Here is a 20645-nt window from a genome sequence, read left to right as displayed (position 1 = left end):
GGCACGGCTCATTGCCTCCGGCGGCCGGGGCCTGGGCCCGCGCCCTTCCCGGCTGGGCCGGGGATGTGGTGCCGGACGCTACGAGCGGGGTGCTCGGCGTGGCGGCGGCGGGGGGACGGTCTTGCCCGCCACCAGGTCGGCCTCGGCCACCTCGACGACGGAGCCGTCGCGGCGGCGCACGGTCAGCCGGCCGTCGGCCCACCCCTGCAGCTCGCCGACGACGTCGCTGTACGCTCCGCTGGGAACACGGCGTCGTAGAGACACGCGGCGTCCGATATCGGACGGAGTTATCGAAACGACATACCGGGCGGAGAAACGCGGGCCGATGTGACGCCCCCCATGGTGAAAGCGTTGGCTGACAGCGGCAATACTAGGCAATGACACCGCTGCGAGCGTGGCGATGGCCACAGACGTTGAGGAGTAGCACGTGACCTACGTCATCGCGCAGCCCTGCGTGGACGTGCTCGACAAGGCATGCATCGAGGAGTGCCCCGTCGACTGCATCTACGAGGGCAAGCGCATGCTCTACATCCACCCGGACGAGTGCGTCGACTGCGGCGCCTGCGAGCCGGTGTGCCCGGTTGAGGCGATCTTCTATGAAGACGACACGCCGGATCAGTGGAAGGACTTCTACAAGGCGAACGTGGAATTCTTCGACGATCTGGGCTCGCCGGGAGGTGCCTCCAAGGTCGGCAAGATCGAGAAGGATCACCCGATCGTGGCGGCGCTGCCGCCGCAGGGCGAGGAGGCCTGAGCCCACGCCGCCCGGTGCTTCCGGACGCGAGAGCTCAGCACAGGCCGAGGCGCGCCGTCTGCCGGTGAGCGGCAGACGGCGCGCGGACGTTGGGGGGACACACTTTGATCAGGACGCTGCCCGACTTTCCCTGGGACCTGCTCGTTCCCTACAAGGAGCAGGCGCGGCAACACGTCGACGGCATCGTCGACCTGTCGGTCGGCACGCCGGTCGACCCGACGCCGCGGATCGTCCGGCAGGCGCTGATGGACGCCGCCGACGCGCCCGGTTACCCCGCCACGTACGGCACCCCCGAACTGCGCGACGCCGTGGCGGGCTGGCTGACCCGCAAGCTCGGCGTCGAGGCCGATCCGGCCGCCGTCCTGCCCGTGATCGGCACCAAGGAGGCCGTCGCCTGGCTGCCCACGCTGCTGGGCGCCGGACCGGGCGACACCGTGGTCTTCCCCGAGCTGGCGTACCCGACCTACGACGTCGGCGCGCGGCTCGCCGGCGCGAAGCCGCGGGCGGTCGACGGGCTGTTCTCCCTCGGGCCGGAGATTCCGAAGATCGTTTGGATCAACTCGCCGTCGAACCCCACCGGCAAAGTGCTGCCCGCCGAGCATCTGCGCAAGGTCGTCACGTGGGCGCGGGAACGCGGCGCCGTCGTCATCAGCGACGAGTGCTACATCGAGCTCGGCTGGGAGGCCGAGCCGGTCTCGGTGCTGCGCCCGGACGTCTGCGGCGGAGACCACCGCGGCCTGATCGCGCTGCACTCGCTGTCCAAGCGCTCCAACCTCGCCGGATACCGCGCCGGCTTCATCACCGGGGACCCGGTCCTGATCACCGCGCTCCTCGAGGTGCGCAAGCACGCCGGCATGATCGTTCCCGCGCCGGTCCAGGCCGCCATGACGGCCGCCTACCGCGACGACGCGCACGTCGGGGAGCAGCGCGCGCGGTACGCCCGCAGGCGCGCCGTCCTCCGCACGGCCCTGGAGACGCACGGCTTCCGCATCGACCACTCCGAGGCCGGGCTCTACCTCTGGGCGACCCGTGACGAGTCCTGCTGGGACACCGTGAAGGCACTGGCGGAGCTGGGCATCCTGGTCGCGCCCGGGGACTTCTACGGCACGGCGGGGGCGCGGCACGTGCGTGTCGCCCTCACCGCCACCGACGAGCGCGTCGACGCCGCCGTCGCCCGCCTCACCGCCTGATCCGCGCCCGAGGGCCCATCGCGAAGTCCCGCCACGGTGTTGTCCTGACGTGCCCAGAGGTGCTGCTGCACGGGGCGGTGGGCTGGGATGGCCTCGGTTGAGCGGACGGCGTATGCGCAGTTCCCGAAGCTGATGATGGCTCGGGAGCTGCATGTTTTCTACTCGCCGTCGGCGGATGGGGCGGTGTGGGCGCGGGAGCGCACGGACACCGATGATCACCTGCTGGCGCTGATCGGCACCCACCGCACCGTGCTGGAACACCTGGACCCCGAACGCCAGGCGGCGGCCGGGCCGGCACCGGATGAGGGAGGCGGCGCGTGCGGTCGCCATGGTCGAGAAGGCGGGCGGATTCGCCGCCCAGTTCGCCGACATCGAGGGGGTGTCGGCGTTCCATGGCGATTACGAGTTGCTGGTGGCCCGGTACGCGGGGAGCCCGTGCGGATTCCTCATCGCGGTCGCGCTTTGGAGGTGAGACTGCGTCGGTTCGCGACATTTCCCAGTGTGACAGCAATGAAGAGCGGCCGAAGGCCGCCCGCTGCCCTCAGGTCCCGGCCCAAGGAGCGGCACGTCGTGGAAGACCCAGATGCGCTCGTCTGGTTCACCGAGTTGTTCGAGGCGTATTTCGAGCGCGTCTACGCCTACGCGGTCACCCGGGTCGGCGGTGGTCTGGCCGAGGAAGTGGCGAGTGAGACCTTCAACGTGGCGTGGCGGCGTCGTGAGGCGGTGCCCGAGGACGCACTGCCGTGGCTGCTCGGGGTGGCGCGCAACGTCGCGCGTAACCAGTTCCGTGCGCAGGCCCGGCATGAATCCCTGGCCGCCGAGCTGCGGAGCTGGACCACCCGATCCGAGCTGATCTGCGAAGACGTCGGCGACGCCGTCGCCGACCGCGACGTGCTCTTGCGAGGGCTCGCCTCCTTGAACGAAACCGACCGGGAGGTTCTGGCCCTTACCGCCTGGCAGGGATTGCCGGCAGGAGAAGCCGCCAGCGTCCTGGGCTGTACGAAAGCGACCTTCTACATGCGGCTGCATCGGGCCCGCAAACACCTCGAACAGGCCGTCGCCAAAGCCGAACAGGACACGATCGGCATCCTCGATGCGAGTGAGGAGAGCACGTCATGAGGAAGAAAAACGACATCATCACCCGGCTCGCCGCCGCCAAGCCCACGGGACTCACCCCCAGGACGGACCCGCAACGGCGATCCCGGTTCATCACCGCAGCACTGGCCGCTCAAGCAGGCCCACCCAGCAGCGACCACCGATCGTCGCGCGCTGACTTGACACCGCCTCGCCGTCGTCGCGGTATCACGATCCCGCTGGTGGGTGTCGCGGCGACGGCCGCCGCTGCCGTGACCGCAATCGCCGTACTCGTGCCCGGTGGTTCGGGCGACCGCGTCGTACCCGGTCAGAGCGGCAGGACCATTGCCGTCGGCAACGTGCTGCTGGCGGCCGCCTCAAGCGCGGAGAAAGCGCCGGCTGGCCGGTACTGGCACACCGAGACCGTCTTTGGGAAGACCTACGGGGTCGGCAAGAGCGCGGCGAACAGCTACGAGGTCGATGCGAGGCAGCGCAGCATCACCTGGATCGGCCAGGACGGCAAGGGGACCGTCTGGAACGCGGATGAGCTTGCCCACCCGGTGGCGGCCAAGGACATGGCCAAGTGGCGGCAGGCGGGATCCCCCGAAATGGTGCAGGTACCCAATCAGGATGGCACCGGGGTGGTGACGGAGGTGGAGATGAGCGCGCAAGCGTCCGTCTCCCCGCGCACGGGCCCCGCGAAGCCGACTGAGGACGATTACTTCGGCCTGACGGCTGGGCAGATCGCCAAGCTGCCCACCGACGCCGAGGCGCTCAAGAACGCTGTGTTGAACCTCAAGGGCAACTGGCGTGCCATTACCCCTCCCTCCGCGCCCACGAACCAACCCATGCGGAACCTGCGGGGTGCGGAACGCACGCGGGCGCTGAGCGAGGTGGCCTCAACTCTGTTGTCGAAGGCGCCGGCCCCGCCGCGGGTGCGGGCGGCGGCGTTCCGGATGCTTGCCACCCTGCCCGGTGTCAAGGTCGGGGGCACGGCGACCGACCCGATGGGCCGCACCGGAGGCGTGGTCTCCATGCCGCTGGCGACGACCCTGCCGCTCGGCCTGTACACCGCGCCCAAGCAACTGGGCACCTACGAGCGTCAGTGGATCATCGATCCGGCCGGTGGGCGCCTTCTGGCGATCCGCGACCTGGTGGCCACGCCGCCGCACGGCAGCCGGACACTACCGCCGGGAGACGACGGCAAGCCCCGCCGCCTGACGGTTGCGGACATGCCGGAACGCTTCCTGAAGAAGGGCGAGGTGGCCGAGTACCAGGTGTTCGCCGTGACGGAGTGGACCAACAAAACCCCACCGAGGTAACCCCACTCCACGAGCCGCCGTGCCCACCTCGCCGGGCACGGCGGCCCCTGGCTGTCCGGGCCGCCGGTGCCGAACCTGATCCGCTTGGTCCGTAGAGACCGGGGACAACAGCATGTACGGGTCCGGCAGGGCCCGTCAGTCGGGCAGGTCGGCCACACGGGCGGCGACCGGGCCGAACAGGTCGCCGATCGTGGTCAGGGCGGCGGCGTGCAGGGCGTCCGCCGCGATCGGGGCGCCGTCCGGGCCTGCCAGCGGCCGGGTCGCGCAGGCCTCGGCCACGACGGTGGGCCGGTAGCCCAGGTTGAACGCGCCCTGCGCGGTGAACTGGACGCACATATGAGTCATGAAACCCGCCAGCACCAGGTCCGGTCCGGCGCCCAGCCGACGCAGCACCTCCAGGAGGTCGGTCTCGTGGAAGGAGTTCGGGAAGCCCTTCACCACGACCGGCTCGCCGTCCTGGGGTGCGACACGGGTGTCGATCCGCCCGATCTCGGCGCGAATGTCGTACGGGCTGCCTTCGCCGCCGTCGTTGATGACGTGCACGACCGGGGTCCCGGCGGCACGGGCGCGGTCCAGTAGGCGGGCGGCGGCGTCCAGGGCGCGGTCGGCGCCGGGCAGCGCCATGACGCCGGTGCGGTAGGTGTTCTGGAAGTCGATCATGATCAGGGTGCCGGCCGACAGCGCCGGCAGCGCGCCGTCCAGGCCGATCACCTCGCGCAGCGTGGTCGAAACGGTCATCTTGTCCTCCTTGAGCTCGGAAATCGGGCAGGGCGAACCACCGGCCGGTCCAGGCCGGGGAAGAGAAAGAGAGTCAGGCGGCGGTGCGGAACCGGCGCCGGTAGGCCGCCGGGGTGGTACCGAGCCGCCGCCGGAACACCCGGTGCAAGGTCTCCACCGATCCCAGGCCGCACAGGTCGGCGACCCGCTTCAGCGGCTCGTCGGTGCCCTCCAGCAACCGCCGCGCCGCCTCCACCCGCGCCACCTCGACGTAGGCCGCCGGCGTGGCGCCGGTCTCCTTGCGGAAGACCCGGGTGAAGTGCCGTTCGCTCAGGCACAGGCGCTCGGCGAGCGCCGCCGCCGACAGGTCGGCGGCCAGGTTCGCGGTGATCCACGCCCGCAGCTCGTCGATGTCGCGGCGTTCGGCCGGGGCCTGCCAGAGCGGGACGCTGAACTGGCTCTGCCCGCCCTGTCGCTTGAGGTACATCACCAACTGCCGGGCGACCGCCAGGGCGAGCCGTTCGCCGTGGTCCTCGGCGACCAGGGCGAGCGTGAGATCCATGCACGCGCTGATGCCCGCGCCCGTCCACACGTTCCCCGACCGGACGTAGATCGGGTCGGGGTCCACCGTGACGTCGGGGTGGTCGGCGGCCAGCCGCTCGGCGGTCGCCCAGTGGGTGGTCGCGGTCCGGCCCGCCAGCAGCCCCGCGGCGGCCAGCAGGTGCGCGCCGACGCACACCGAGGCGACCCGGCGGGCGTGCCGGGCGGTGTCGGCGATCCAGCCGACCAGGTCCGGATCGATCACCGGCAGGCCGTCGCGGTCCACCGCGCCGGGTATCACGAGGGTGTCCACGCGGTCGCGGACCTGGTCGAAGGTCAGGTCGGTGGCGAGCCGGACACCGGCACTGGTACGCACCTGGCCGCCGTCCGGTCCGGCCAGCAGCACCCGGTAGGGCGTCCGGCCGGACATCTCCCGATTCGCGACCGCGAACACCTCCGAGGGTCCGGTGACATCGAGGAGATCGACATCGGGGAAGACGGCGATGACGACACGGTGCGGAACGGGCATGCGCCCATTGTCATCGGCTCACCGCCGCGTCCGCCAGGACGCGGTTCTGTCACATCCGGCCATCCGGCCATCCGGCCATCCGGCTGCGACGGTGCGGTCAGTGGCCGGCCTCGGTGACGGGTTCCGGGGCCGGTTCCGGTGCGGGGCGGGCCTTCGGGCGGAGCACCGAGAAGGCCAGGATCGCGGCGGCGATGCCGCCGACCACGCCGACGATCGAGGTCGTCTGCATGGCGTGGGTGAAGGCGTCCTTGGCGGTACGGGCGAGCGTGGTGTCGCCGTGGGCGGTCGCGATGGCCAGCGCCTCGCCGATCGAGTGCCGCGCGGGCCCGGCGCCGTCCGGCATCGCGGCCGTGTAGGCGGCCGTGAGCACACTGCCCAGGACGGCGATGCTGAGCGCCTGGCCGACCTGCTGGACGGTGTCGTTGACGGCGGAGCCGACACCGGCGCGCTCGGGCGGCAAGGCGGCCAGCAGCGTCCCGTACGCGGCGGGTCCGGCCGTTCCGCTGCCCGCGCCCAGGATCACCAGGGCGACGGCCAGTTTCAGGTAGCCGTCGCCGGAGGCGATCGTGGCGAGCGCCGCGAAGCCCCCGGCGACCAGGACGAGCCCGGCGGCGAGCGCGACACGGGCGCCGAACCGCTTGTCCACGACGACGCCGACGCCGTTGAAGGCCATCGCGGCGACGACGAGGGGGATGAGCGCGAGACCGGCCTTCATCGGTCCATAGCCCAGGACGAACTGCAGGTACTGGGTGAGCGCCAGCAGGCAGCCGCCCGCGGAGAAGGACAGCAGGACGATCGACAGGCTGGCGCCGCTGAAGTTGCGGTCGCGGAACAGGGCCATCGGCAGCATCGGCTCCGCGCACCGCCGCTCCCACACGCCGAAGGCGGTGAGCGCCACCGCGGCCACGCCGAATCCGCCCAGCGTCTGCGGTGTGGACCAGCCGTCCTTGGCGGAGAAGATCACGCCCCAGACCAGGGCGGTCACCCCGGCCATCGACAGGATCGCGCCGACCAGGTCCGGGCGGCCGGCCGGTCCACGCGACTCGGGGATGATGAGCAGCGCCGCCACGATGCCGAGCACGGCGATCGGCACGTTGAGCAGGAACACCGAGCCCCACCAGAAGTGCTGCAGCAGCAGGCCCCCGAAGGTGGGGCCGCCCACCGCGCCGAGCATGAGGACCGAGCTCCAGATGGCGATGGCCTTCTTGCGCTCCGCGTCGTCGAAGACCGTCGTCAGGATGGACAGGGTGCCGGGCATCAGGAACGCGCCGCCCACGCCCATCGCCGCGCGGGTCGCGATCAACTGGCCGGGGCTGTTGGCGAACGACGCGGCCAGCGAAGCACCGCCGAACAGGACCAGCCCGATGATCAGCCCGCGGCGCCGGCCGTGGCGGTCGGACAGGCTGCCGGCGGTCAGCAGCAGCCCGGCGAAGACCAGGATGTAGGCGTCGAGGATCCACTGGATGTCGGAGTTGCTCGCGTGCAGGTCGCGGATGAGCGACGGGATGGCGACATTGAGCACCGAGTTGTCGATGACCAGCACCAGCAGGCTCAGGCACAGCACGCCGAGGATCCACCAGCGGCGCGGATGAGAGGTCGACATGGGCGTCCGTTCGTACGGTGTTCGATTTTTCTCGCACACCGTACCACTGCTCTCGAACGGCGTACTAGTAAACTCGAACACTGTGCGAGCGCCGATAGGCTGGTGCTGCAAGTGACCCTGTTGAAGGACCACGAATGTCGTCGAACGCTGACCCCCTGGCGAACTCCGTCTGGACGCGGCCGCCGCGCTCGCGCGGTGCGCAGCCGACGTTGAGCCGCGAGCAGATCGTGCGTACGGCCATCGAACTGCTCGACGAGAAGGGCCTCGACGGCCTCAGCATGCGCCGTCTCGGCAGTCGGCTGGCCGCCGGGGCGACCTCGGCCTACTGGTACGTCGCGACCAAGGACGAGTTGCTCGAACTGGTCCTCGATGAGGTCATGGGGGAGATCGAGGTCCCCGAGGTCGGGGCCGCGGACTGGCGGACCGCGGCCGCCGCCCTGGCGCACGGGCTGCGCGGGATGATCCTCCGGCACCCCTGGGTCGCCGGCCTGTTCGGCGTCCGCCCCGCCATGGGGCCCAACGCGATGCGCATGAGCGATCGCATGGTCGGAGTGCTGATCGCCGCGGGCTTCTCGGGCATGTCGGTCGCCTACGCCAGTTCACTGCTGATGTCCCACGTCATCGGCTCCGCCACGATGGAGGCGGCGTGGCGGAGGTCGCTCGCTCCGGGTAAGACCGCGAACGAGGCGGTCGAGGACATGCGGCCGTACATCGACGACGTCGCCTCCCGCTACCCGGACTACGGCGGCTGGTGGCGGGAGAACCAGGATCTGGACGCCGACCGCCTGCAGGACGAGGGTTTCGCCTTCGCCGTCGAGCGGCTCCTCGACGGCCTCCAGAGCTGGCTCGACCGGGGCGGCGAGGCCGGACAGTCCTGAGCGGCAGTGGACCGAATCACATTCTGTCGGCTCGGACGTAAGTGATAAATTACTGACGTCGATTGGTTCGAGCCGAGGAGGCCGAAAGTGCGGCGCGAGATCTTCACCGACGAGCACGAGGCCTTCCGCGAGATGGTGCGGTCGTTCATCGCCAAGGAGATCGAGCCGTTCCACGAGCAGTGGGAGAAGGACGGCGTCGTCTCCCGCGACGTGTGGCTGGCCGCCGGGCGGCAGGGGCTGCTCGGCATCGACATGGACGAGCGGTACGGCGGCGGAGGCGATCCGGACTACCGCTACTACGTCGTCCTCAACGAGGAGCTGGCCCGCGCCGGGATCCACGGCCCCGGCTTCTCGGTGCACAACGACATCAACGGCGCGTACCTCAGCCGTCTGGCCACCGACGAGCAGAAACAGCGGTGGCTCCCCGGCTACTGCTCCGGCGAGATCATCACCGCGATCGCCATGACCGAGCCGGCCGCCGGTTCCGACCTGCAGGGCATCCGCACCACCGCCGTACGGGACGGCGACGACTACGTCCTGAACGGGCAGAAGACCTTCATCTCCAACGGCGTCCTGTCCGACCTGGTCATCGTCGTCGCGCGTACCGATCCGGACGCCGGGCACCAGGGCATCAGCCTCATCGTGGTCGAGCGCGGCATGAAGGGCTTCGAGCGCGGCCGCAACCTCGACAAGATCGGCATGCACGCCCAGGACACCGCCGAGCTGTACTTCGAGGACGTCCGGGTGCCCCGGGCGAACCTCCTCGGCGAGGAGGGCCAGGGCTTCATCTACCTCATGCAGAACCTCTCGAGGGAGCGCGTGTCGATCGGCGTCGGCGCGCTGGCGGGCGCGGAGCGGGCCTTCGAGCAGACCCTGGAGTACTGCAAGACCCGGGAGGCGTTCGGCCGGCCGATCGGGCGGTTCCAGCACAACCGCTTCACCCTGGCCGAGATGAAGACCGAGCTGACGGTGGCCCGTGCCTTCACCGACCGGTGCATCGTCGAGCACGCCGCCGACCGCCTGGGCGCGGAGGAGGCCTCGATGCTCAAGTGGTGGAACACCGAGCTGTGCAACCGGGTCATCGACCGCTGCCTGCAGTTGCACGGCGGCTACGGGTACATGAGCGAGTACCCGATCGCCAAGGCGTACCTCGACGCGCGCATCCAGACGATCTTCGGCGGCACGACCGAGATCATGAAGGAGATCATCGGCCGCGGCCTGGGCGTCTGAGGCCGTCCCAGAAGCCGATTCGATCCTTCCGGTGGGCTCGGCGCAGCCACTCGCCACGTCCTCCGACAGGGATGAAGCCGCCGGGCTCGGAGAAAGAACCACGTTCGACCGGATGCCGCGCGGGCCGAACTCCCCGGCGAGCGTTTTGGACACCGACAACAAGGCGGTCTTGGCCGCCGCGTAGTCGACCAGAGGCGCGTCCGGGAAACGGCCCGCCTCGCTGGAGATGTGCACGATGCTGCCGTCCCCCTGGGCGAGCAGGGCGGGCAACGCGGCGCGCGTCATACGGACGGCGGCGTGCAGGTTCAGCTCGAACGTGTCGTGCCAGTCGGCATCACCGACATCGAGGAAACCGGTGCGAGAGGTGAGCGCCGCGGCGTTGTTGACCAGTCCGTCTGGACCAGTCCGTCCAGCCGGCCGTGCCTGCTCAGAACCGTGTCGATGACGCGTCGGGCGGCGGCCGGGTCGGTCAGGTCGGCGGCGATGTCGTCCGCACCGTCGACTCGACGCGCGACGCCGACGGCATGGGCTTCCTCGGTACGGAGCAGGTCGGTGATGGCGGCACCGGATGGCGGTGGGCGGGGGCGAGCCGGTAGTCGACGCTGACGACGGTCGCGTTGGCGGCGCGGGCCAGGTCGCTGACGGCGCCGTGCCAGTCGGCGACCGAGCCGGCGTGCCAGCTGCCGCCGTGCGCCCACACCAGCCAGCGGTCCGAGGTGGCCGGCCGGTAGAGCCGGGCGGGAACGCCTCCAGGGAGGACGAGCCGTCGCCACGCGACGGGCGGAACGTGAGTGAAGCTCATGGCGGACGACCTTCGGGTCGGGCCGGAACGGGAGGTGGTTCGGCTCCCGTTCCGGCCGCGGACGGGGGTCAGGAGCTTTTCCGGGCGCGGCCGAGGAAGGCGGCGGCGAGCAGAGAACCGGCGACGACCAGGGCGGCGTTGACGCCGATCGCGACCCGAACCCCGCCCAGCACCGCACCGGCCCCGGTGTTCCCGGCCATGGCGGCGGTGGCGACGGCGCTCATGACCGGCGTCCCGAGGGTGATGCCGATCTGCTGGGTCATGGTGGCGACGCCGGTGGCGCGGCCCTGGTCGGCGTCCGCGAGGCCGGAGGTCGCGGTGACCATGAAGGCGACGATCACCAGCATGTTGCCGATACCGCCGACGAAGGTGGCGGCGAGCAGCAGGGCGATCCAGTTCGGGCCGGTGCCGAGGGCGACCAGGGCGACGGTGGCGACGGCCTGCACCAGACCTCCGCCGAGGATGGTGGCGCGGGCGCCGAACCGGCCGACGGCGCGTCCGCCGAAGGTGCCGCCCAGGACGGTGCCGAGGCCGAGGACGCCGAACGCCAGGCCGGTGGCCAGCGGCGAGTAGCCGAGGACCTTCTGCAGGTAGAGGGTGAGCAGGAAGACCAGCGAGGTCTCGGTGACGAACGCGATCAGCCCGGCGAGGTTGCCCCAGATCACCGTGCGGCGGCCGAGCAGGGCGGTGGGGACGAGCGGTTCGGCGGCACGCCTTTCGACGAACCAGAAGGCGACCATGAGCGCGGCGCCGGCGACGAGCGCGACGAGCGTTGCGGGGGTGGTCCAGCCGTGCTCGCCGGCCTGAGTGAGGCCGAACACCAGCAGGAGCAGTCCGGCGGTGACGGTCGCGGCGCCGGGGATGTCGAGGCGGGGGCGGTCGCCGGACCGGTCATCGTTGATCATGCGAGGGGCGAGCACGACGATCAGAGCGGCCACCGGCACGTTGATCAGGAAGGCCCAGCGCCAGGACAGCAGGCTGGTCAGCAGGCCGCCCAGGATCGCTCCGGCGGTGAACCCGGCCGACATCAGTGCGCCGTTGAGGCCGAGCGCGCGTTCGCGCAGTGGCCCCTCCCGGAACGCGGCGGTCAGCAGGGCGAGTCCGGCCGGGGTGACGGCGGCGGTGGCCAGGCCTTGCAGGACGCGGGCGGTCAGCAACATCACCGGTCCGGTGGACAGGCCGCCGAGCAGGGAGGCCGCGCCGAGGACGGCCATTCCGCCGATGAAGAGCCGCTTGCGCCCGACCAGGTCGGCCACCCGGCCGAACAGCAGGGTGAATCCGGCGGCGGCCAGGGCGAACGCGGTGGCGATCCACTGCAGGTTCGCCAGCGAGAAGCCGAGCCCCGCGCCGACTTCGGGCAGCGCGACGTTCAGGATCGAGAAGTCCACGGCGACCATGAACTGGGCGCCGAGCAGCAGGGTCAGCAGGAGTCGTTCGCGGCCGGCCATCCGCAGTGGGGGTGCGGTGGGAAGGGCCGTGGTGGGTGCGGCCATGGGGGTCCTCCAGTAGTTAACGGTTCTGTAGTTCCGTTAAGATGATGATGACGGTAGCAGAGGAATCGCGTAAACGAAACTGGAGTCCCGTTATGACTGATGAGGAAGCCGCTCCCGGCATGCTCCGACCCGGCGGGCGGACCGCCCGGGTGCGCACCGCGGTGCTGCGCGCCGCCGAGGACGCGCTGATCGAGTGCGGCTTCGACGGCGTCGACCTGGCCGAGGTCGCGCGCCGCGCCGAGGTCGGCAAGACGACCGTCTACCGCCGTTGGCGAACCCCGCAGGGGCTGATCGCCGACCTGCTCGTGGACATGGCCGAGCAGTCCGTCTCGCGCACCGAGACCGGCTCGCTGGACGGTGACCTGCGCGCCAACGCCCGGCTGGTCGTGCGCACCCTCACCGACCAGCGCCAAGGCGTGTTGTTCAAGGCCGTGATCGCCGCCGCGACCACCGACCAGCGCACCGCCGAGGCACTCCACCGCTTCTATGCCACCCGCATCGACGAGTGGTCCCCCTGCGTCGATCAGGCGGTGGAGCGGGGCGAGGCACCGGAGGGCACCGAAGCCTCTGAAGTCATCCGCGCGGTCTCCGCCCCGCTGTACTACCGTTTCCTGGTCAGCGGCGACCCGCTGAACGAGACCGTCGCCGATGAGAGCGCCCACGCTGCCATCTGCGCGACCAGAGCGGGCGCCTACGTGCGCCGGTCGGTTCGGTAAGAACGATCAAGAAGCTTCCGGGGTGGCGCCGGCGCGCTGCGCGGACGGACCAAGGCCCCATGGCCTGGGACGTTCGTCCCTTGTAGGAGTGTGGCGGGCGAGCAGGGACGGCGAGGAGATCATCGACCGGGGCCTCGGCGGGGAGACCGCCGCGGTTCCGTCGGTGCGGCGGAGCCGTCCGGGGCGGCCTCATCGTCCTCCGCCGCCCGCCGGATCACCGGCTCCTTCGGATCGATCTCGTCGCGGGCGCCCGGGGCGTCGACAGACGGCCGCCCGTCCGCGCCGTCGACCGCCCCGGTTCCGTCGGCCCGGTCCGTGGAGTGCGCCGGCTCGGCGGTGCCGTCGGCTCCCTGCGGGACGCCGAGGCGTCGCAGGACCGGGCTCAGCGCCAGCGCGACGAGCAGGTTGACCGCCACGGCGAGGACCCCCGCGTACACCGTCAGCTTGGTGTGCAGGCCCAGATGGCTCAGCGCGTACTGCGCGCTGCCCCAGTGCGGGCGGATCTGCTGTCCGGTGGACACGTTCACGGCCGGCGTGACGTACAGCATCCACAGGCCGCTGCCGATGCCGGCGGCCCAGCCGGCCAGCAGCGCCCATCGGTGGAGCCGGCGGGCGTACAGGCCGAGCACCAGCGCCGGCAGTGTCTGCAGGACGATGACACCGCCGATGAGCTGCAGGTCGATGGAGAACTGCGGGTTGAGGAGCAGGATGACGGCCACCGCGCCGACCTTCACCACCAGTGACGCCAGCTTGCTCGCCCGGGCCTGGGTGGCGGGGGAGGCGTCCGGCCGGACGTACTCGGTGAAGACGTTCCGGGTGAACAGGTTCGCCGCCGCGATCGACATGATCGCCGCCGGGACCAGGGCGCTGATCCCGATGGCCGCGAAGGCGATGCCCGCGAACCAGTGCGGCAGCAGCGAGTCGAACAGCAGCGGGACGACGGTGTTGGCGTCCGGCTTGCCGCCCGAGGTGGCGGGCTTGATGCCGGCCGCGACCGCCATGTACCCCAGGAGCGCGAGCAGCCCGAGGATCAGGGAGTAGGCGGGCAGCGCCGCCATGTTCCGGCGTACGGCGTCGCGGTTCTTCGCCGCCAGCACCCCCGTGACCGAGTGGGGGTAGAGGAACAGGGCCGCCGCCGAGCCGAACGCGAGCGTCGAGTACCCGAGCGCGGTGCCGGACGGCAGCAGCGTCCCGTCGCCGGTGCCCTTCGAGTGCGCGAACTTGGCGTCGGCGGCGTGGAAGATGTGACCCCAGCCGCCGAGCTTGGCCGGGATGTACAGCACCGCGACGAGCACCACGATGATGATCAGCGCGTCCTTCACGAAGGCGATGAGCGCGGGCGCCCGCAGTCCGGACTGGTACGTGTACGCGGCCAGGACGGCGAACGCCAGGACGATCGGCCAGTCGCCGCGCACGCCCGTGGCCTTCAGCACCGCCTCGACGCCGACCAGTTGCAGCGCGATGTAGGGCATCGTGGCCACGATGCCGGTGACCGCGATGGCGAGCGCGAGCAGGCCCGAGCCATATCGGGCGCGGACGAAGTCGGCCGCCGTGACGTACCCGTGCCGCCGCGATACGGTCCACAGCCGCGGCAGCAGCAGGAACACCATCGGATAGACCACGATGGAGTACGGCACGGCGAAGAAACCGGTCGCACCGGCCGCGAACACCAGGGCCGGAACGGAGACGAAAGTGTATGCGGTGTAGAAGTCGCCGCCGATCAGGAACCACGTGAGCCAGGAACCGAAATTCCGGCCGCCGAGTCCCCATTCGTCCAGGTGGTCGAGGTGTTCCGCGCGCCGCCACCGGGACGCCGCGAATCCCATGCCCGTGACGAGGGCGAACACCACGATGAGGATCGTCAGCTCGGTCCATTTCATTGCGGATCATCCCTCGTCGCGCGATAGACGATCACGATGAGCGCGATGGTGACCGGAACCCAGGCCAGCTGGTACCAGTAGAAGAACGGGACCCCGAAGAACTCCGGGCCCCGGCGGTCGTACACGACCGGAACCAGCGTTCCCGCGAGGGGGAGCAGCAGTAGTGCCTTCATAGGTCTCGATAATGCCCCGTTCCGGTGTTTTTAAGGTGTTGAATTTTCGGTAATCATCACGCTTACATGCCGCTCTCGTCGTCATTGAAACAATGATTGGGTGCGGCGGGCGGGGTCGTGAGAATAACGGGCAGGGCACGTCTGATCGGAGTCATCACTTTTCCCGACCCACACGAGGAATTAACGGTCATGAACGGCGCTGAGAGCCTGTTGCGTACGGCGGAGGCCCACGAAGTCGACGTCTGCTTCGCGAATCCGGGAACCACCGAACTACCACTCGTGAGCGCGCTCGACCGGGTCGGCGGCGTCCGGCCGGTGCTCGGCCTCCACGAGGCCGTCTGCGTCGGTGCCGCCGACGGGTACGGGCGGATGACGGGCCGGCCCGCCCTGACGCTCGTGCACCTCGGCCCGGGCCTCGCCGACGGGCTGGCCTGCCTGCACAACGCGCGGCGCGCGGGCACCCCGATCGTGGCCCTGGTCGGTGACCAGGCCACCTGGCATCTCGCCGCGGACGCTCCGCTGACCACCGACCTCGAGGCGGTCGCCGCAGCCTTCTCGACGTGGACCGGGCGTTCGACGTCCGCGGCGGGAATGGCCGCCGACCTCGCCGAAGCCGTCGAACGGTCCCGGCGCGGCCCGGTCTGCCTGATCCTGCCCGCCGACCTCGCCGACGAGCAGGTCGAGGCCGGCGACTCCACCCGGCCGGTCCTGGCCCCGGACTCCGCGGCCGGCGCCTCCGGGTCGACTCCGGTCGACGAGGAACGCGTCGCGGCCGCGGCCGACGCGCTGCGCGGCGCCGGTCCGGTCGTCCTGTTCCTCGGCGGTCGGGCGCTGTCCCGGCCGGGCCTGCTGGCGGCGGACGCGATCGCGCGCGCCACCGGCTGCCGGCTGGTGCACGAGACCTTCCCCGCGCGCGTCGAACGCGGTGGCGGCCTGCCCGCGCCGATGCGCCTTCCGCACGTGTACGCCGACGCCGCGGCGACCCTCGACGGGGTGGAGACGGTCATCCTCGTCGGCGCGCGCGAGCCCGTCAGCTCCTTCGGCTACCCCGGCCTGTCCAGCAGCCTCGTCCCCGCCGACGCCGCCGTCCAGTCGCTGGCCGGAGCCCCGCAGGACTCGTCCGACGACGCCGTGAACGCCCTGGAGCGCCTCGCCGAGCGGGTCGCCGGCCGGGAAGGGCCGCCGCCCGCACGCGGCACCGTGCGGGACCGGCAGCTCACCGTCCCCTCCGGGGTCCTCACGCCCGAGACGCTGTCGGTCACGGTGGCCGCCGGGCAGCCCGAGGGTGCGATCGTGGTGGACGAGTCGCTCACGGCCGGATTCGACTACCACCAGGCCGCGATCCCCGCCCCCGAGCACACCTGCATGGTGGCCCAGGTCGGCGGCGCGATCGGACACGGGCTGCCGCTCGCCACCGGCGCGGCCATCGCCTGCCCGGACCGTCCCGTGATCACGCTCCAGGCCGACGGCAGCGCCCTGTACACCATCCAGGCGCTGTGGACCCAGGCCCGCGAGGACCTCGACGTCACGACCGTGCTGTGCAACAACCAGAGCTACGAGATCGTCAAGATGGAGATGAAGAACGCGGACCGGCCGTTCGGCAACGCCTCCCGGTCGCTGCTGAGCCTGGACCGGCCGGAGGTCGGCTGGAGCGCGCTCGCGGAGGGGCTGGGCGTCCCGTCCATCCGCGTCACCACCGCCGAGGAGCTCGCGGGGGCGTTGAAAGCCGCCCTGTCCGAGTCGGGGCCGCACTTCATCGAGGCGGTCATCCGGCAGTGACTTCGCCCGGGTAGTCCTGTCAGGACGTGGGTAAGGCAAGCGCGTGCTCAGACGAACCCAACCACGGAAGGGCCGCGAGATGCTCGACCGGCGCGATGACGTCGCGACGCGGGAGCGCGCCGACACGGCGCGGTCCCGGTCCGGATCGGTCGTCGACCTCCTCAACCGGGCCGCCACACGGATGCCCGTACCGATCATGCTGGCGGGCGCCGTCTGCGTCGCCCTGTCCTCGGTCTTCGTGCCTCTCGCGCACGTCTCGACCGGAACGGTCACCTTATTCCGCAGCCTGCTCTCGATGCCGTTCCTGATCCCGATGGCGCTCTCCGAGGCGCGGACCGCCGCGGCGCGGCGGCCGAACTCCCGGTGGATGGCCTACACCGCCGGCGTGCTCCTGGCGGGCGACATCCTGCTCTGGAACCAGGCGATCGCCGACAGCGGCGCCGGCATCGCGACCGTCATCGTGAACGCCCAGGTCATCCTGGTTCCCCTCCTCGGCTGGATCTTCCTCCGGGAGCGGCCGACCGCCGCGTTCGCCGCGGTGGTGCCGGTCATGCTCGCCGGGGTGGCGCTCGCCGGGGGCGTCGTCGGCGGCGGCTCCGGGAAGAACCCGACGCAGGGCGCGATCTTCGCCGCGGCCGCGGCGCTCTGCTACGCGGGTTTCCTCTTCCTCCTGCGCCAGGCGAGCGACGCCGACCACATCGTCGTGCCCGTCACCGAGTCGGCGGCCGCCTCCGGTGTCGTGGCGCTCCTAGTCGGCCCGTTCTGGCACGGCCTGAACCTGCTGCCGGGCTGGCCGGCGTTCGGCTGGCTGGCCGCCATCGCCCTGGCCGGACAGGTGGCGAGCTATCTGCTGATCGCCAGCGCACTGCCCCGCATGTCCGCCTCGGTCGGCGCGGCGCTTCTGCTGCTCCAGCCGGTCGGCTCGGTGCTCCTCGGCGCCGTCATCCTGGGCGAGCGCCCCACGCTGCTGCAACTCGGCGGCTGCGCGGTCGTCCTGGTCGCCCTCTACCTCGCCACCCTCGCCGCCCGCCGCGGCGACTCCGGCGACGACCAGACCGACCGATCCGAGACCGAGTCGCACCAGAGCTCCTGACCCACCGCCGCGTACGCCGGGGCCGACCCCGGCGTACGGGCTGTACGGCCGAGGCACCTCAACGGCGCAGGTCGTTCGGGCGCTGGTCGGTGCGCCCGAACGGACAGCGTCCGTCGCCGTCGCGATTGGGGCAGCAGGCCACGGCCAGGTCGATGAAGCCGCCGCCCCTGAGCCACCAGGCCCAGACGACGTCGTTGCCCCGGCGCAGGGCGTCCAGGGCGTTTTCGGCCATGGTCTCCAGGGAAGGAGCCCGGAGCTGCTGGTCGAGGTGCATCCGCTGGTCGGCGATGCCGGCGTACTGCTGCGCCAGCCAGGCCACCGCATCGTCGGGGTCGTCCCAGGTGCCCTTGACCATCCGATCGGGCTTGGCGAGCCAGGCGCTGGTGGCCTCGGGCGGGACGGTCGCGGTCTGGAACTCTGCGGTGCCGGCGCGCCGGGCGTCGTCGAAGGGTTTGATCGCCTCGCCGGGCCCTCGATAGAGATACGCGTGGAAGTGCACTGTGCAGTCCTTAGGATCGTGGGTGCGTCCCCCCGACTTCGCCTCGGGGGGACGCACCATCACTCACCGCATGCCGATGACGGCGATCTCGACGCAGGCCTCACCGTCCTCGCCGGTATAACCGCCGCATCGACGCGTGGCCTTGCGCCACACCGGTTCATTCACGAACCCCACCTCCTCCCTGTTCTCGTCGTGAAGGAGATGGAGGCCCCGGGAGTGACCCCCTCAAGCCGCCCCCGGGGCCTCCTGCCCGCACGGCCGTTCTCAGGGGGGTGAACGGCCGTACGGAGTCTGGACGGACTTGGGGCCTCCGGGAGTCCGTGGAATCACGGGTACGCCGTGCGCGGCGGCGAGCTCGGCCTCCTGGCAGTGCCGCAGAAGCTGTCGTGGGTCGCGGTCGTAGATGATGGTGGGCTCCGCGCCGAACTTGGCGAGAGCGGCGTACTCGCGCCGGTACCAGCACCACATGACCAGCCAGTTCGGTACGGCGGACTGGATCGCGGCGAGCTCGGCGGGAGATAGGTCCCGCCGCCCAGCTCGATGAGTCCGTGGTGCCGCAGGTCGGTCGGGCTCGCGGACCAGAATTCCGACGACCGTGAGCATTCGCCGGATCACCGCTCGGCTCCGGCCGTCCCGTCGGTGCGGAGCACGTTGACGATGCGGCGGGCCGCCTCATCGGCGTGTTCCGCGGGCACCATCGGCTCGTACTCGGGTGGCGCGTCGCGGGTCGCCCCGGACCACTGCCAGTGCCACCACAGGCCGCCTTGGTGCACGCGGAGCACGAGCGGCTGGCTCATCCGAGCGTTCCGAGAATTGCGTACCTCGACGATTCCGTCTCGGTCGACGGTGACGTTCAGGCCCTGCCGTATGAGAAGAGGTGCGAGCCGTAGAGCCGCTGCCTCGATGACGTCGATCGATGGGGTGGGCGTGGTGTGGGCTTGCACCCGACCTCCTGGAATCCGTGGTTGGTCAGTCACTTAAAGTGAAGACCTGCGGGCCAGGCGTCGTCACCGTGATACTGGGGGACGTACACGGACACGAGAGCTCGTATCCGCGAAACTCCCCGGCCGAGGTGCACGCAACATGTCAGCCGAGTCGAGACGCATTGGCGCGCGCCTGCGCTCCGAACGCCTCAGGCGTTGTATGAGCGTCGCCGCGCTCGCCGAAGCACTCCGCGATGTCGCCAGCGAGCGCGACCGCCGGAGCATGCCCAAGCTGGAGGATCTACGGCGGACGATCCGTGGCCACGAGTCCGGCGAGCACCCACCCGGCCCGCGATACCAGATGCTGTATGCCGCGGTGTTCGACCTCCCCGTAGAGGAATTGTTCGGTACGAGGCAGCCGGCGAAGAGGGCAGAACCGGCCGGCCCCGGGCGGCTGAAGTCGCTCGGAGACGGGGCACCTGACGACGAGATCGAGGCGCTGGAGCTCGCGCGCAGAGCCGCGGCGACCGACGTCGGCGCCGAGACGCTCCGGCGGCTTCGGAAAGCCGTTGATGACCTGGCCGTCGCCTACCCGCGGACGCCACCGGCCGAGCTGCTTGAGCGGATACGCCGGCACCTGGTCTATGTCGCGCGATTGCTCGGCGCCCGCACGACCCTGACCGAGCATCGAGGACTTCTGGTCGTCGGCGGCTGGCTGTCCCTGCTCGGCGCGACATGCCATATCGACCTGCACCAGCGTTCGGCCGCCCAGGCCCGGCTGCGCACGGCCGCTGGTCTCGCCGAGGACACCGGTCACGCAGAGATGGCGGCCTGGTGCCTGGAGACCCAGGCATGGCAGGCGCTTACGGATGGCGATTACCGGGAGGCGGTGATCTTGGCCCAGGGCGCCCAGACCGTCGCGCCTGTCGGAAGTTCGGCCTACATCCAAGCGTCCGCACAGGAGGGGCGTGCCTGGGCCCGGCTGGGGGCGGCCCGTGAGACACATGCACAGATCGACAGGGTTGCCGCACTGACCGCCAACCTGCCGGCGCCCGACCGGCCGGAGCATCACTATCAGTACGACCCGGCGAAGGCCGACGCCTACACCGCGACGACGCTGGCGTGGCTCGGTGATCCGGCCGCTGAACCGTATGCCCGGCAGGTACTCGCCAGGATGGAGGCCCCTGCGGACGGCCGGGTGCGGGCACGTCGTGTGGCATCTGCCCGCCTGGACCTGTCGCTCGCCCTGGTCGCAGCCGCTCGGCCGGACGAAGCCGCCCAGGAGACGTTGACGGCCGTCACGAGCGGCGTACTCGTGCCCTCGAACTACTGGCGCGCCGCAGAGGTCATCAGCGCGGTGCAGACCGCCGGCGTCCCGGAGGCCGTCGAGCTCCAGGAGGCCTACAGAGAGTTGTGCCGTCCGGCGGATGACAGACAGCATCCGTGACCC

22 protein-coding genes and 1 pseudogene are annotated in these 20645 nt (G+C 70.9%); 11 read left to right on the top strand and 12 right to left on the bottom strand.

Annotated features, from left to right (window positions below; translation table 11 throughout):
• Positions 1 to 78: 78 nt before the first annotated feature.
• A complete protein-coding gene (locus AB0L00_RS07235; RefSeq protein ID WP_345354240.1) occupies positions 79 to 264 on the bottom strand; it encodes a hypothetical protein in 186 nt (61 codons plus the stop codon).
• 163 nt (positions 265 to 427) lie between these two features.
• Here AB0L00_RS07235 and fdxA point away from each other — a divergent pair, with 163 nt between their 5' ends.
• The 5 genes from fdxA (at position 428) to AB0L00_RS07210 (ending at position 4340) form a co-directional block, all read left to right on the top strand.
• Positions 428 to 754 carry a ferredoxin gene (gene fdxA / locus AB0L00_RS07230; protein ID WP_345354238.1) on the top strand — a complete coding sequence of 109 codons (327 nt, stop codon included), beginning with the start codon at positions 428 to 430 and terminating at the stop codon, positions 752 to 754.
• Positions 755 to 861: 107 nt separating this feature from the next.
• The gene (gene dapC, locus AB0L00_RS07225) at positions 862 to 1944 is read left to right on the top strand and encodes a succinyldiaminopimelate transaminase (protein ID WP_364431573.1); all 1083 of its coding nucleotides are present in this window, start codon (positions 862 to 864) and stop codon (positions 1942 to 1944) included.
• Positions 1945 to 2245: 301 nt separating this feature from the next.
• Complete coding sequence (locus AB0L00_RS07220; RefSeq protein WP_364429619.1) at positions 2246 to 2416, top strand: hypothetical protein; 171 nt, start codon at positions 2246 to 2248, stop codon at positions 2414 to 2416.
• A gap of 98 nt (positions 2417 to 2514) precedes the next feature.
• Positions 2515 to 3063 (top strand): sigma-70 family RNA polymerase sigma factor, encoded by a 549-nt coding sequence (locus AB0L00_RS07215; protein ID WP_364429616.1) that lies wholly within the window; start codon positions 2515 to 2517, stop codon positions 3061 to 3063.
• Complete coding sequence (locus AB0L00_RS07210; protein WP_364429613.1) at positions 3060 to 4340, top strand: CU044_5270 family protein; 1281 nt, start codon at positions 3060 to 3062, stop codon at positions 4338 to 4340. The genes AB0L00_RS07215 and AB0L00_RS07210 overlap by 4 nt, the downstream gene beginning before the upstream one ends.
• Positions 4341 to 4475: 135 nt before the next feature.
• On the opposite strand, the gene AB0L00_RS07205 is transcribed toward AB0L00_RS07210, so the two are convergent.
• The 3 genes from AB0L00_RS07205 to AB0L00_RS07195 all read right to left on the bottom strand — a co-directional run bounded on the left by AB0L00_RS07205 (position 4476) and on the right by AB0L00_RS07195 (position 7729).
• Positions 4476 to 5078 (bottom strand): isochorismatase family protein, encoded by a 603-nt coding sequence (locus AB0L00_RS07205; protein ID WP_364429611.1) that lies wholly within the window; start codon positions 5076 to 5078, stop codon positions 4476 to 4478.
• 73 nt (positions 5079 to 5151) lie between these two features.
• Positions 5152 to 6126 carry a helix-turn-helix domain-containing protein gene (locus tag AB0L00_RS07200; RefSeq protein ID WP_364429608.1) on the bottom strand — a complete coding sequence of 325 codons (975 nt, stop codon included), beginning with the start codon at positions 6124 to 6126 and terminating at the stop codon, positions 5152 to 5154.
• 97 nt (positions 6127 to 6223) lie between these two features.
• A complete protein-coding gene (locus tag AB0L00_RS07195) occupies positions 6224 to 7729 on the bottom strand; it encodes an MFS transporter (RefSeq protein ID WP_364429605.1) in 1506 nt (501 codons plus the stop codon).
• Between the two features lie 134 nt (positions 7730 to 7863).
• On the opposite strand from AB0L00_RS07195, the gene AB0L00_RS07190 reads away from it, so the two are divergent.
• On the top strand, positions 7864 to 8607 hold the full coding sequence (locus AB0L00_RS07190) for a TetR/AcrR family transcriptional regulator C-terminal domain-containing protein (protein WP_364429602.1): 744 nt from the start codon (positions 7864 to 7866) through the stop codon (positions 8605 to 8607).
• A gap of 87 nt (positions 8608 to 8694) precedes the next feature.
• Positions 8695 to 9837: an acyl-CoA dehydrogenase family protein gene (locus tag AB0L00_RS07185; RefSeq protein WP_364429599.1), complete on the top strand. Its 1143-nt coding sequence runs from the start codon at positions 8695 to 8697 to the stop codon at positions 9835 to 9837.
• A gap of 117 nt (positions 9838 to 9954) precedes the next feature.
• Here the strand turns inward: AB0L00_RS07185 and AB0L00_RS07180 are convergent.
• The 3 genes and pseudogenes from AB0L00_RS07180 to AB0L00_RS07170 form a co-directional block, all read right to left on the bottom strand.
• Positions 9955 to 10227, bottom strand: a pseudogene (locus AB0L00_RS07180) (SDR family NAD(P)-dependent oxidoreductase); the annotation flags it as partial.
• A gap of 79 nt (positions 10228 to 10306) precedes the next feature.
• Positions 10307 to 10639, bottom strand: coding sequence for an alpha/beta hydrolase fold domain-containing protein (locus AB0L00_RS07175; RefSeq protein WP_364429597.1), 333 nt, complete (start codon positions 10637 to 10639; stop codon positions 10307 to 10309).
• Between the two features lie 68 nt (positions 10640 to 10707).
• A complete protein-coding gene (locus AB0L00_RS07170) occupies positions 10708 to 12132 on the bottom strand; it encodes an MFS transporter (RefSeq protein ID WP_364429594.1) in 1425 nt (474 codons plus the stop codon).
• A 92-nt stretch (positions 12133 to 12224) separates the two neighbouring features.
• Between AB0L00_RS07170 and AB0L00_RS07165 the strand changes: the two genes are divergently transcribed.
• Positions 12225 to 12848: a TetR/AcrR family transcriptional regulator gene (locus AB0L00_RS07165; protein ID WP_364429591.1), complete on the top strand. Its 624-nt coding sequence runs from the start codon at positions 12225 to 12227 to the stop codon at positions 12846 to 12848.
• A gap of 119 nt (positions 12849 to 12967) precedes the next feature.
• Here the strand turns inward: AB0L00_RS07165 and mctP are convergent, their stop codons facing one another.
• Both mctP and AB0L00_RS07155 read right to left on the bottom strand, forming a co-directional pair.
• Complete coding sequence (gene mctP, locus AB0L00_RS07160) at positions 12968 to 14728, bottom strand: monocarboxylate uptake permease MctP (protein WP_364429587.1); 1761 nt, start codon at positions 14726 to 14728, stop codon at positions 12968 to 12970.
• Positions 14725 to 14901 carry a DUF3311 domain-containing protein gene (locus AB0L00_RS07155; RefSeq protein ID WP_345354229.1) on the bottom strand — a complete coding sequence of 59 codons (177 nt, stop codon included), beginning with the start codon at positions 14899 to 14901 and terminating at the stop codon, positions 14725 to 14727. The genes mctP and AB0L00_RS07155 overlap by 4 nt, the downstream gene beginning before the upstream one ends.
• Before the next feature lie 189 nt (positions 14902 to 15090).
• Here AB0L00_RS07155 and AB0L00_RS07150 point away from each other — a divergent pair, with 189 nt between their 5' ends.
• Together AB0L00_RS07150 and AB0L00_RS07145 are read left to right on the top strand one after the other, a co-directional pair.
• Positions 15091 to 16680 (top strand): acetolactate synthase large subunit, encoded by a 1590-nt coding sequence (locus tag AB0L00_RS07150; protein ID WP_364429583.1) that lies wholly within the window; start codon positions 15091 to 15093, stop codon positions 16678 to 16680.
• Between the two features lie 43 nt (positions 16681 to 16723).
• The gene (locus tag AB0L00_RS07145; protein ID WP_364429580.1) at positions 16724 to 17773 is read left to right on the top strand and encodes a DMT family transporter; all 1050 of its coding nucleotides are present in this window, start codon (positions 16724 to 16726) and stop codon (positions 17771 to 17773) included.
• 58 nt (positions 17774 to 17831) lie between these two features.
• On the opposite strand, the gene AB0L00_RS07140 is transcribed toward AB0L00_RS07145, so the two are convergent.
• The 3 genes from AB0L00_RS07140 to AB0L00_RS07130 all read right to left on the bottom strand — a co-directional run bounded on the left by AB0L00_RS07140 (position 17832) and on the right by AB0L00_RS07130 (position 19069).
• Positions 17832 to 18272 carry a hypothetical protein gene (locus tag AB0L00_RS07140; RefSeq protein ID WP_364429577.1) on the bottom strand — a complete coding sequence of 147 codons (441 nt, stop codon included), beginning with the start codon at positions 18270 to 18272 and terminating at the stop codon, positions 17832 to 17834.
• Positions 18273 to 18536: 264 nt separating this feature from the next.
• Positions 18537 to 18887, bottom strand: a complete 351-nt coding sequence (locus AB0L00_RS07135) for a hypothetical protein (protein ID WP_364429574.1) — start codon at positions 18885 to 18887, stop codon at positions 18537 to 18539.
• Positions 18884 to 19069, bottom strand: coding sequence for a hypothetical protein (locus AB0L00_RS07130; RefSeq protein WP_364429571.1), 186 nt, complete (start codon positions 19067 to 19069; stop codon positions 18884 to 18886). Before AB0L00_RS07130 ends, AB0L00_RS07135 begins: the two co-directional genes overlap by 4 nt.
• Before the next feature lie 346 nt (positions 19070 to 19415).
• Between AB0L00_RS07130 and AB0L00_RS07125 the strand changes: the two genes are divergently transcribed.
• Entirely contained in the window at positions 19416 to 20642 is a 1227-nt protein-coding gene (locus AB0L00_RS07125) for a hypothetical protein (protein WP_364429568.1), read from the top strand.
• Positions 20643 to 20645: the final 3 nt, after the last annotated feature.

The organism is Actinoallomurus sp. NPDC052308 (genome assembly GCF_040679195.1).
GTDB lineage: Bacteria > Actinomycetota > Actinomycetes > Streptosporangiales > Streptosporangiaceae > Actinoallomurus > Actinoallomurus liliacearum.
The sequence above is the reverse complement of the archived record's forward strand: the minus strand, read 5'-3'. Positions and strand labels throughout refer to the sequence as shown.